Annotated in this window: 9 protein-coding genes and 1 CRISPR repeat array; of the genes, 1 reads left to right on the top strand and 8 read right to left on the bottom strand. The window is 39.1% G+C overall.

The genetic code is table 11. The annotated features are described in order from the left end of the window. Positions 1–19 precede the first annotated feature (19 nt). The gene (locus GR929_RS10575) at positions 20–1018 is read left to right on the top strand and encodes a GRP family sugar transporter (RefSeq protein WP_159519560.1); all 999 of its coding nucleotides are present in this window, start codon (positions 20–22) and stop codon (positions 1016–1018) included. Between the two features lie 45 nt (positions 1019–1063). After that, positions 1064–3836: direct repeats of the CRISPR family, unit length 30 nt; unit sequence CTTTCAATTCCAATATGGTGCGATTGGTAG. Positions 3837–4061: 225 nt separating this feature from the next. Here the strand turns inward: GR929_RS10575 and cas2 are convergent. From cas2 to cas6, 8 genes are all read right to left on the bottom strand, one after another. Beyond that, positions 4062–4325 (bottom strand): CRISPR-associated endonuclease Cas2, encoded by a 264-nt coding sequence (cas2, locus tag GR929_RS10570; protein WP_159519558.1) that lies wholly within the window; start codon positions 4323–4325, stop codon positions 4062–4064. Then, positions 4325–5329: a type I-B CRISPR-associated endonuclease Cas1b gene (gene cas1b / locus GR929_RS10565; protein WP_159519556.1), complete on the bottom strand. Its 1005-nt coding sequence runs from the start codon at positions 5327–5329 to the stop codon at positions 4325–4327. The genes cas2 and cas1b overlap by 1 nt, the downstream gene beginning before the upstream one ends. After that, entirely contained in the window at positions 5326–5838 is a 513-nt protein-coding gene (gene cas4 / locus GR929_RS10560; RefSeq protein WP_159519554.1) for a CRISPR-associated protein Cas4, read from the bottom strand. The genes cas1b and cas4 overlap by 4 nt, the downstream gene beginning before the upstream one ends. Positions 5839–5903: 65 nt before the next feature. Then, positions 5904–6959: a CRISPR-associated protein Cas7 gene (locus tag GR929_RS10555; RefSeq protein ID WP_159519552.1), complete on the bottom strand. Its 1056-nt coding sequence runs from the start codon at positions 6957–6959 to the stop codon at positions 5904–5906. A gap of 20 nt (positions 6960–6979) precedes the next feature. After that, on the bottom strand, positions 6980–8542 hold the full coding sequence (locus GR929_RS10550; protein WP_201300968.1) for a hypothetical protein: 1563 nt from the start codon (positions 8540–8542) through the stop codon (positions 6980–6982). Between the two features lie 10 nt (positions 8543–8552). Beyond that, entirely contained in the window at positions 8553–10718 is a 2166-nt protein-coding gene (gene cas3 / locus GR929_RS10545; RefSeq protein WP_159519550.1) for a CRISPR-associated helicase Cas3', read from the bottom strand. Further along, positions 10718–11314: a hypothetical protein gene (locus GR929_RS10540; RefSeq protein WP_159519548.1), complete on the bottom strand. Its 597-nt coding sequence runs from the start codon at positions 11312–11314 to the stop codon at positions 10718–10720. Before GR929_RS10540 ends, cas3 begins: the two co-directional genes overlap by 1 nt. Before the next feature lie 32 nt (positions 11315–11346). Further along, a complete protein-coding gene (cas6, locus tag GR929_RS10535; RefSeq protein WP_159519546.1) occupies positions 11347–11943 on the bottom strand; it encodes a CRISPR-associated endoribonuclease Cas6 in 597 nt (198 codons plus the stop codon). Between the last annotated feature and the right edge of the window lie 40 nt (positions 11944–11983).

Here is an 11983-nt window from a genome sequence, read left to right as displayed (position 1 = left end):
ATCTAAAAAATTAACATCCATGTTTATAGTCAACAGCTATCCATTAGCCATTATTTTATGCTTCATTACCATGTTGTGCTGGGGCTCGTGGGGGAATACCCAGAAACTTGCCGGGAAAACTTGGCGCTATGAATTGTTTTATTGGGATTACGTAATCGGAGTCCTGTTGTTAGCCCTGATTTTTGCCTTTACTTTAGGAAGTACTGGCGAAGGAGGACGCAGTTTCCTTGTCGATATTAAACAAGCTGATTGGAGCAATATTGGCAGTGCATTCCTGGGAGGGATAATATTTAATGCCTCTAACATCCTTCTTTCAACAGCCATTGCCATTGCCGGGATGTCGGTAGCTTTTCCTGTTGGTGTTGGGCTTGCCCTTGTCCTTGGCGTTATTATCAACTACATTGGTTCGCAAAAAGGAGACCCCGTGTTTCTCTTTCTCGGAGTGGGATTGGTAACTGTTGCTATCATCCTAAATGCCCTGGCATATAAAAAAGCTTCTTCGAGCAAGCAAAAAGTAACTACAAAAGGGATATTAGTTGCTGTTCTTGCCGGGGTACTGATGTCGTTCTTTTACCGCTTTGTAGCTGCCTCTATGGATCTGGACAATTTTGTATCGCCGGCTGCCGGAAAGATGACACCTTATACGGCGGTTGTAGTTTTTTCAATTGGTGTGTTTGCCAGTAATTTTGTTTTCAATACCATTTTAATGAAAAAGCCGATAAATGGGGAGCCGGTAAAATACAAAGAATACTTCAAAGGAAAATTCTCCATTCATTTGGTGGGAATCCTGGGAGGTATAATATGGGGTATTGGCAATTCATTGAACCTGATTGCCGCAGGAAAGGCCGGAGCTGCTATCTCTTACGGGCTGGGTCAGGGTGCAACCCTTGTTGCTGCACTCTGGGGCGTTTTTATATGGAAAGAATTTAAACAGGTTAAGGGTGTTTCCGGATTATTGGCGGCTATGTTTGTATTGTTTGCTTTAGGGATTGCCTTTATTATTTATGCTGGTAGTTAATAGGTTTAATTATTTATGATCGTGAATCGGAATATCCCGACTCATATTTCAATTCCAGCATGGTGCGATTAAAAGGAAATTTCAGAAAGCAGAAAATAAAATAATAGCAAATTTCAATTCCAGTATGGTGCGATTAAAAGGCGGTACTACATTGACAAATGGATTAGTTTCAGTTATTTCAATTCCAGTATGGTGCGATTAAAAGGTTGTTTATAGATATCTCAGCGGCAGACTTCCATATTTCAATTCCAGTATGGTGCGATTAAAAGAAAATCAATATACGCCTGTGTGTCGTTCTCGCTATCATTTCAATTCCAGTATGGTGCGATTAAAAGCCGGGATCGACTATGCAGCAACCAGGAGGTACTAAATTTCAATTCCAGTATGGTGCGATTAAAAGAAATCAATCGCTTTTCCTTTCTTGTGAAATGAATTATTTCAATTCCAGTATGGTGCGATTGGAAGCATCATCCGGATGAAGCACCAACATTAAACGATTTTATTTCAATTCCAATATGGTGCGATTGGTAGTTGTGATGTTGATATTTCTGAAAATGATATCCTCCATTTCAATTCCAATATGGTGCGATTGGTAGCGCATAGCTGTCTTTATCAGCCGGATCGGAAACGATATTTCAATTCCAATATGGTGCGATTGGTAGTCAACGACTTAGCAAGTGAATTACAAATTAATAAAATTTCAATTCCAATATGGTGCGATTGGTAGGTATTTTTCTAGGTGCAGATGTTCCCGCTTATGGATTTCAATTCCAATATGGTGCGATTGGTAGTGCGCCCAACCGTACTGGCATACTCAAGCCGATTGTATTTCAATTCCAATATGGTGCGATTGGTAGTTTAAGCAGTTGGGGATAGATAATTCACATTATTGATTTCAATTCCAATATGGTGCGATTGGTAGTCTTTTGCTGCGGTATTGCCGGCATGATTTACCGTATTTCAATTCCAATATGGTGCGATTGGTAGTACAATATCTTCCATTGTAGCCCATATTGACCGCTATTTCAATTCCAATATGGTGCGATTGGTAGTGTAAATATTCCTAAAGTACGCAGAGGAGAATTAGTCATTTCAATTCCAATATGGTGCGATTGGTAGCGTGTTTTGATATAATGTCCACACTGACAATTCTCTTTCAATTCCAATATGGTGCGATTGGTAGAGAGTAGTGAGAAATTGCCTGCCAGCAGGCTTCCGACTTTCAATTCCAATATGGTGCGATTGGTAGCTTAGCCGTGAATGAAGCTTCAAACACTTCTTCTTTCTTTCAATTCCAATATGGTGCGATTGGTAGTGTTTACCGTTTTTGTTTCTCCGCTCATCCTTAATCTTTCAATTCCAATATGGTGCGATTGGTAGCAATTGTCGTTAATCACTCGGTTCTGGGAAATCTCTTTCAATTCCAATATGGTGCGATTGGTAGATCATACCTAACATAGACGTATAGCTTGCCATTACTTTCAATTCCAATATGGTGCGATTGGTAGCGGTAGCTCTTACGGTTCTGGTGCTTCAATTTACCTTTCAATTCCAATATGGTGCGATTGGTAGATTTTTGGACATTGTTAAAAAATATAGATCCCGACTTTCAATTCCAATATGGTGCGATTGGTAGCACGGTGGCGATCGTAAGGATCAACCACGTTGTTCTTTCAATTCCAATATGGTGCGATTGGTAGTTCAAGACAGGGAGGTAATTCAGCACTAAGAAATCACTTTCAATTCCAATATGGTGCGATTGGTAGCTTTACGATGCTAAAGGCATTTTAGAGGCTGTTGACTTTCAATTCCAATATGGTGCGATTGGTAGATCATCGTCCGAAGGTGTCAACTCTTGAGATACGTTCTTTCAATTCCAATATGGTGCGATTGGTAGCGTTAAGAAAGGATTACAATGTAATTGACAAGCTCGCTTTCAATTCCAATATGGTGCGATTGGTAGCTGACATGAGAAGGGTAATATAATCAAGCACTTCGCTTTCAATTCCAATATGGTGCGATTGGTAGCTTGTGGGTCGAAGCTTACGCCCGTTTGCCCTGCGACTTTCAATTCCAATATGGTGCGATTGGTAGACCAGTGCTGGAATCATTTCATCAAATGTACGCACCTTTCAATTCCAATATGGTGCGATTGGTAGCTTAACCATTTAGCCATTTCTTCCAACACTTCATCACTTTCAATTCCAATATGGTGCGATTGGTAGCGTATTTTTATCGAGCCTAAAGCATCCGGCTTACCATCTTTCAATTCCAATATGGTGCGATTGGTAGTTACCAGAAAGAATACTGGAATCAGAAACCCCCTTCTTTCAATTCCAATATGGTGCGATTGGTAGATCAAGGCGCTGTTGATGCTATTAGCTCTTTTGCCTCCTTTCAATTCCAATATGGTGCGATTGGTAGTTCTTTACGGCACACTGGTTGTAAAAGACGTTTCCGACTTTCAATTCCAATATGGTGCGATTGGTAGAATATGAATCAGCTTAACAAACCATCCGATAACACTTTCAATTCCAATATGGTGCGATTGGTAGAACATTTTGGGTGTAGACACCAAAATAAGCAATGCACCTTTCAATTCCAATATGGTGCGATTGGTAGCCCAAACCCGTAGATCACTTTCATATACCATTGTTCTTTCAATTCCAATATGGTGCGATTGGTAGTTAATTCGCTCAAAAATTAATTCTTGGTTTATTGCTTTCAATTCCAATATGGTGCGATTGGTAGCAGAGTATTTAACCCGGCGTTCAAGCTCGGAAATTCGCTTTCAATTCCAATATGGTGCGATTGGTAGCTGTTCGACGACTTAAAAAAATAAGTTCATCTTCAATAGATTAACTTTTACAAATATCTAATTTTTTAATAAGAATGTTGTCGATCCCCCAGAAGGTATTTTCCCCAGGGGATCGACAATTATATATAAATCGCTTATTTTCAATATGTCAAAGAACTTAACTCTCTTTATCATTGTCAAATTCTCTTAAAATAGAACAACGGGAAAGGGAATCGACAACAACGGTTAAAGAAAAGTATCCAGGTTTTGTCGCTCATGTCCAACGATTTCCTTGTCCAGCCACCTTTCCTGACGAGCCTTAAAAATAATCAGACTGTCGGTTTCCTCATCCATAAGCAGCATGGCTTCCTGTTTCAACTCCAAGAGTTTGACTTCCGAAATTTCACCTTCAAAAACCGAATTCTGTATCCAGTTCAAATATCTCCGGCAAAGTTTCAACATTTTACCCACACGTTTTTCCCCAATATCATAAACTGCTATTACATACATTACCACCACATTTTAAATGGTTTGTATTCTTCGATACCCAGTAGATGCTTCTGTATTTTGTAGCATTCCAATTTGATCAGGTGTTTGTAGCTCACCGAGCGGTTTAGCGAGCGGTGTTTAATGGATTCACCCAGGCGGTCTTCAAAGGCCTGGACAACTGCTTTTTTCCCATTTGGCTTCAGCGTCACCCGGTTTAGCCGCTCTTCAAAATGATAGGGTTGAACCATCTTTTTGTTCATCACTTTAAAAATAACCCGGTCGACCAGCAATGGCTTGAAAACCTCGGCCAAATCAAGCGACAAAGAAAACCGACGATCACCCGGCTCATGTAAAAAGCTGATGGTCGGGTTCAACTGGGTTTGATGGATGGCACGCAAACACTGGCTGTAGCACATCATATTACCAAATGAAATCAATGCATTCACTTCATTCTGCGGAGGACGGTAACTCCGACCGTTCATGCTAAAATCATTGATGATCAGTTCGAAGGCTTCATAATAGTTCTTACGGATATTCCCTTCAATGCCCATGAGCTCATCGATGGCAGTGGTCGACGAAATTTTACCGGTCAGCTTTTCAATTATTTCAATAATTGGTTCCAGGTCTTTTCCCCTGTTGTTATAGTATTTTAGGTTTTTCACCATATTGAAACTGGCACCATCCAAAATCCGTTGTGCCAAATCGATCCGTGCTTTTTTGTTTTGCTGGCATTTAACTTGCGCGATCAGCATTTTCCCCGAAATCAGAGCTTCGCGAGGCATAAACGAACCGGTGTAGTTTTCGTAATAATCGAAAAAGTGAATGGGGATTTGCTCATGCCCAAGAAAATTATAGGTCGCCGAATTGGCATCCAGGTTTCCAAAACAATACAGCTCACCCACATTTTCCACCGGAAGGAAACGGGGTCTCTGTTCGTTACCTTCCTCATCGTAAGGCGTAAATTTCAGGGTGTTGTCGCGGCGTTGCAACCGCCCCGGATTGAATAGGTAATACGTTTTTTTCATAGTTCAACCTCCCCGCTCCAGCAGAAATCAAAATAGCTGCAATTTTTACATTTCCATTTCTGAATTCGACTCGGGCACTGATCTCCATGAATCACCTTCTCAATCTTTTCGAGCATTTCCCCAATCGCTTCCCTGTCGGGGATGGTCAGCAATACTTGATCGGTTTTGTGCAGGCGCGGATACTCCAACAACCCTGTGGCGTCGGTTACACCATTCTGCTCTAGTACATAGAGGTAATATTTCACCTGCCATTCGTGCGCCTCCTCGTGCTTGTCCGATTTTTTGATTTCGTGAACCACCTTGTTTTTCGCGTCGAAATAGTCGATTTTGATCCCATCAATCGCAATCTCCTGGTATTTCTCGCTCCGGCGGGAATACGAAGTTTCGTGCAACAGCTTGCCTTCGTAAACCAAATCGGAGGTCGATTCCATATTAATGCCATTGGCAAACAACCACAGTTTACGGTGACAGATCAGGTAATAGTTGAAATGGGTGCCGGTGACTTGCATTTTACTAAAAAAATAAAACCTGACCACACAATTCCATGATCAGGTTTATTAATCAAAAATGAATTCTAATTAAGTTGATTTTCGTAATCGAATGCCAACATTTGATTAATCAGGGCTTGTTCTGCTTTGTCGAGGGCATCGGCAGATTCTGTTTTTGTACGTACGTATCCACCTGCCGATAATGTGACAAATGATTCAACACCTGGCATATTTTCTTCAATAATGGGTTCTGCTTTGTTCTCTTCTTCCTCTTTGAGTTTTGCCCGTATGCTGCCCGCTATTCTATTGGCATTATCAGAAATTGATACAGCCAGTGTTTCCATTAAACTGAATGTGCGTGATTGGTTTGAAGTAATTGTCCAATTAATAACAGCATGTGCTAAAGCAGGAATTAATTTTTCGCGGATAGTTTTTGGCGCAACTAAACAAGCACCAAAAACGGTTTGTGTTTCTTGCCAACCTGCTTCACGTAATTTGGCTTCAGTTTCATCAGTAATTTCAGGTTCCAGCTTATTCAATAACACACAAAAAATACGGCGCAAATCAATCGCCATGTCTTGAACAAAAAGGCCTGTTGCCCTGCGATTATCGGATATCCATTTTCGACTTAAACTTCTGTCTTTACCTAAAAGGAGTTCCGCGATTTGATCTTCGGTCAATTCATCTCCTTTTTCATTCCTGATAATTACAGCATTGTTAGGCCTGTCACTTCTGTCGAAGGATATATTTTCTGAATCGACTCCTGCTAATAGAGGATGTAGCCCTCTCATTGAAGATATGGAGAGGGGACTTCTTCTTTTTATTGTTCTGTCCTTGCCTCCCTTAGAAGCCTTCATCCAGCCACCTAAAAGCTGATCTGCATAAGTAGGATCGCAAGTTGCATAAACTTCACCTTCTTTCATCTCACCATCTTTATTAACATCAAATAAAAAGGTGGTAGGTGATGGGATTTCATTCAGTGCTTTTGACAAGGAATCAATAAATGATCGTTTTACCTGTTGTCCACTTGAATAGGGAATACGTCTTGAAAATTGTGGATCGTAATAAGTTTTTTGACCATCGGCCACACAAAAAACTGTATGTTCTGCTCTCTTTAATGTTCTAATATAAATTGTACTCATTATTTATAGATTTTATTGGTTTATAGATTTCTTTCGACATAAGCATAATCAAATTTCAACAGTACAACAAAGTAGCCAAAGTCTTCGGCTGACATCAGATGGACTCTGTCTCGCAATTCTTTAAACAGCTCAAGTGACGTTGCATCAACGTCCTTTATCACTGTGGTAAGGGCATCTAAAAAAGTTTTTTTAGATTTTGCAACCAGCAACTCCGACTGAATTAGATTCTTTCTATCCATTTTCGTTGCTTTCATTCTATACGCGTGAAGTGCATTGGCTACTTCGGCAGTATACTCTAACGATTCTTCTTTGTTTTTATTAATCATAGCTAATAACCAGGTTTTATAAGTTCTGTATGTAATTATATTATCGTAATCTTTTTTTTCTGCTTTTTCTTTTCGGGTTTGAAAATCTTCTTCCAATTCGCCATTCTTGATTACTAAAGACGGTTTTATCAATTTCAAATTGGCATCATTACCAAAGTACTTTCGCAAATCTTTAGGTTCCAGAGCTTGTAAGCCAATTGAACCCAACTCGCATGCTCTTTTGATATGGATTCCGAAAAGTGATTCGTAATCTTTGGCTTCACTTATGGCTGCCTGATCTCCAAATAGAATTCGATAATATTTAATAAGTGTTTTGGCTTCTGAAAAATGAAAGGGGTAAAATCCTAATGTTTTATTCGTTTGGCCAAGTGTATAAACATAACCGGTGAAGGTTTGATTTGGAAAATGATTTGAAATATTGAAAAAAAGTTCACTCCATTTTATTGTATTTACTTCAATCACTTTTTCATTAACTGAAAAAACGCCGGATGAATGGAGCTGTGCAAAGTCAAAATCAACTCGAAAATGTTTGTTAAAAGCATAACTGAGCCATTGACCATTCCATGTGTTGATTTGATTTCCTCTTAATCGGTTAAGGGTATTATCATTCAAATAAGCTCGATACGTTTCCCAGCCGTCATATAATTTCATGAGTATTTCCGGTTCGTCGAAAAAAATAGAATACCCTCCGGCAATGCCAATTCCTAATCCTCCACCAATCCACGAGAAATAAACATCCTCAATGTCAATGTTGAAATCAATATCGGTTACAGCCCCCGAGGTTGTCGCGTATTCTTTCAGCTCAGATGCCGGAAAACCAATGGCAATACTTGCTTCGATATTGTTGTTGCTTTTGGCCTCATCTATTTTATTCACAAACTCTTTTAAAATCTCCTGCCTTTTTTGAGCGTTGAGCTTTTGAATAATCTTGACTTGTTTTTTTGTTTTTGTTTTGAATCCACCAAAAGAAGGCTCTTTTTGTAATTGCAAACAAAAATCTTCAAGTTCTTCGTCATTAGTGAACTGTTTTGTGTTACCATTTTTATCTTTTAAAACGGTCATTAATCCAAGTGTTCCGTTATTCAAAGTAGTAATCCCTTGCACAAAGGGTGAATTTTGAGGCCAGAAGAAATATTTGGGATGATTGAAAAATTGATCAAAGTAAACATCTTCAAAGAATTCTTTTGCTTTGAAATTAGTTCCTTCTCTTTCGTTATATGCTTTTAAAAATGTACGCCCAATGGTTGATGCTATCATAGTTAGGTTTTTATAAAAATAAATATGTTGAATTGTAATTGCAGGCCTTTGCTAAGGTCACATCGAAGCCGGTTTCTGAATTGTATGATGTATCAGGTACAATGAAAGGTTTTGACCCCCAATCTAATTGACGCAAGTCTTTCACTACATAATAGCGTGTACTGATTTCCATTCTGGTACGCTCCTCGTAAGTACTTTCCATATAAGCTTCTTCATCGGCTTCGCAAATGCAGTTTACACTGTCAATCTCCAATAAATCGAGTAAGATAGCTTTTGGGTTGTGTGTTAATTTATCGATGCCCCACTTCCCACTTTCCTTAAATACCGAATGTTGTTCAATTTTCAGAAAATCGATTTCAGTAAATACCTGATCAATTTTGGCTTGTAATTCAGTTTCATCCAAAAGCTCACTATTGGGTAAGGCCTCATAACTACGTTGAATTATTTCAAGTGAATAGGGTAAAGCTTCCTTTTCATCTTCAGGCGGGGTCAACACATAAATTGGTTTATATTGACCAATGGTCTCCGATGATCTTTTTCTATTAACACGCCCAAAACGTTGTGCCATCGAATCGAGTGGTGCAGCTTCAGTAATCATACAATCGAAACTAATATCAATGCTCACTTCAACAACCTGCGTTGATATGACCAAACAAGCTTCTTTTGAGGTGTTAAAATTTCCGTTTTCTTTGCCCGTTTCATCTAACCCTAGCAACAATCGCTCTTTCTCATTTCGATCCGATTTTTTGAACCGACTATGGAGTAAAAGAATTGGAATTCCAGGGAATTGAGATTTGTATTGGGCATATTGTTCTTGCGCTGTTTTGACGCGGTTGCAAACCACTAAAACTTTTTTCTGATCAGTAAGTGCATTTTCAATGATTAAACCAGCCTTTTCCCAATTATCAATTTTGTGTATGATGTGTCGGTTAAAAAGTCTTAGTTCTTCATTCGTTAAAGCCACTTCAAAAACATTCTCTTTCCCTAAAATGGCAATTATTTTATCGTACAGTATGCCAGGCATCGTAGCCGTTCCTATGTGTATATTGCAATCAAGATAATTTAAAACTTCAATGATTTTCAACACGATCGAACGGGTTACATCAGTATAAGTGTGAATTTCATCCAGAATAACATCACAACCTTTAATATCCATAATCATGGCTTCATAACCATTGGTGCCAAAAGCTATGGCAGCAATTTGATGCGGGGTTAATACTTTTATGGATGCACCCACATGTCCCTGAATAATCTTTTCTTCTTTTTTATTTCCTTCCAATGCAATGCTTGATGCAGCATGCAACAATCGAATGTCAAGTTCAGGATTATCGTGTTTTAAATCTTTTTTTACCCGTTTGTACATGGCATTGATGGAAGCTTGGAATGGTAGGGTGTAAAAAACGCGTCCTTTACAGCGGCGAAAAAGGTAATCGGTTTTGCCCGCGCCGGTACAAGCCACCACCATGGTGTGCTTCTTATTTGAATTGGTGTCTTTTAACGAAAGAGGATACAGCGAATGTTGCCGATTAAAAAACTGCAGATTAGGAATGGCAAAAGTTTTATTCAGGTATTCATCGGTATTATCCGACAAGGCAGAAGCAAAATGATCGGCAGCCATTAAAAGTCCCCGCCATTGCGAAAAGCCACGTTCCCGAACTGTCTTTTCGCAAAATTCAACAACGAGATTGAAATTATCTTCAGCTTCCTCCTTACTGATGTCTCTGGTTTTAATTCCAAATGATTGTAGTATTGTTAAGGCATCATCTTTCCATGCCTCCCAATCTTTGATGTGCAGTTCAAAAGTATCGCCACGATTTTCTTCAAGGTCTAGAATTCCTTTATCTCTGGTATCGTGTAATACAGATTTGTGATGTGCAATAACCATTTCAATAAGCAGAGGATGCATCGCTTCATCAAATAATGAAAGAAAGAAACAAGAGGCTATTTCATGTCGAAAAGGGGTAGTTGGAATCTTTGTATCATCCAGACGTTTTTGAAATACAGTACTTGCTTTTCCAATGTCGTGTAAAATAGCACCAAGCCTTGCAGTTTCCGAATCGAGGTTTGAATAGTCCGCAATTTTTACAGCGACCTTACTGACAAAAAGCAAGTGTTCATAAAGGCTGGTCTCTTCAGGCGATCCTTTGGCTTTGATATGTGGACAAATTATTTCCATTAATAATTTGTTTTTACAGGATTACCAACAACTTTTAAATGGCCATACATTGCCTCTTTCTTTTTAAGTCGATTATAACCTACTAAAAATGACTTTTCATTTCGTTCAAAAATCAATTCAAAGCCTGTAAACAGCTCATCATTTGTTTCAAATTCAGTTTCCGAAACTTCCATTATTTCTTCATCAGGATAAAGCAGGTCTTCATTTCGGGCTAAACAGATGTGTTGTTTTGAAGCATTAATTGCATCGGCTTCATTTAAAAAGGCAAGGAAAAGAACGGGTTCAATTAATACCCCCCGCACCAAAATGGCATAAGGTCGCTCATAGGTTTTGTTATTTCTGGTTCCTTTTTCGTTCCACCCTCGGGGTTGAATTTGTTCTTGCTGTTGTGAAATCTGCTTGTAGCTCAACCTGTGCCTTGCAATCTTTTTAATTTCACCATCATCATCTTTCAATAATTCAGGGAAAAGCTTCCTTTCAATACCTGCAACTATCGAAGGTGTAAGAAATTGCTGACTATAGGTTTCGCTATCGCGTACCGCTGTCCAGGGTTTAATAAACCCGAAGGGACCTGAATATTTTACTATGTATAGCATATCTGTTTTGTCTTTTTAATCTTGACAAGTTTTTATTTAATTGCCCCAAACCCTATTCCGGTTGAATTCCCCAATCCAACATTCCAGGCAAACAGCTTCGTTTCGGGTTTGCCTTCAATAATTACCGGGCACCAATTTGCCCGATTTTGGATTCCATTATAAGTGATTTTTTTCGTCCCTGCCTTTGGGTATGTTGTTTCAAACCGGATATCAAAAGATTCATCGGCTATTCCGGCTTCCTCCATTTTTGTTAGAAGAGTTTCTTTCAAGCAGGTATTTGCACGGGGGTCATCAAATAGGATGTGATCTACTTTTTCTTCAACTCTCCTTTTAATGAAAATTGGACTGGCAGTGAAGAACAGGTCACGATCTGATAAATCAGGATCTTCCTGAAGGATAATTTCTGAAACGGTCATGCCATGAAACATGGTTGAATCAAGCTGAATCCCTGCAATCAACTTTTTGATCAGATTGGAATCATGAGAGCTGAAGAAAAAGGAGATACTTCTTTCAAAGCGTAATCCATTGGGAGTCGCTTTGCCTCCTTCCAATTGAGAAAAGGAATACAAGGATACCTTTCCATGTTCTTCATTCCACCCCAACCATTTATGAATAGTGCCTGTTAACAATGGCTGATGATCAAATGGAATGATTTTTTTTTTGTGTTTG

It is taken from the genome of Sunxiuqinia indica, from assembly GCF_009847015.1.
Classification (GTDB): domain Bacteria; phylum Bacteroidota; class Bacteroidia; order Bacteroidales; family Prolixibacteraceae; genus Sunxiuqinia; species Sunxiuqinia indica.
The sequence above is the reverse complement of the archived record's forward strand: the minus strand, read 5'-3'. Positions and strand labels throughout refer to the sequence as shown.

Coding starts and splice junctions, on each gene's coding strand:
- cas1b (WP_159519556.1), bottom strand. CDS start 5,329: ATGAAAAAAACGTATTACCTATTCAATCCGGGGCGGTTGCAACGCCGC.
- cas3 (WP_159519550.1), bottom strand. CDS start 10,718: ATGGAAATAATTTGTCCACATATCAAAGCCAAAGGATCGCCTGAAGAG.
- GR929_RS10540 (WP_159519548.1), bottom strand. CDS start 11,314: ATGCTATACATAGTAAAATATTCAGGTCCCTTCGGGTTTATTAAACCC.
- GR929_RS10555 (WP_159519552.1), bottom strand. CDS start 6,959: ATGAGTACAATTTATATTAGAACATTAAAGAGAGCAGAACATACAGTT.
- GR929_RS10550 (WP_201300968.1), bottom strand. CDS start 8,542: ATGATAGCATCAACCATTGGGCGTACATTTTTAAAAGCATATAACGAA.
- cas4 (WP_159519554.1), bottom strand. CDS start 5,838: ATGCAAGTCACCGGCACCCATTTCAACTATTACCTGATCTGTCACCGT.
- GR929_RS10575 (WP_159519560.1), top strand. CDS start 20: ATGTTTATAGTCAACAGCTATCCATTAGCCATTATTTTATGCTTCATT.
- cas2 (WP_159519558.1), bottom strand. CDS start 4,325: ATGTATGTAATAGCAGTTTATGATATTGGGGAAAAACGTGTGGGTAAA.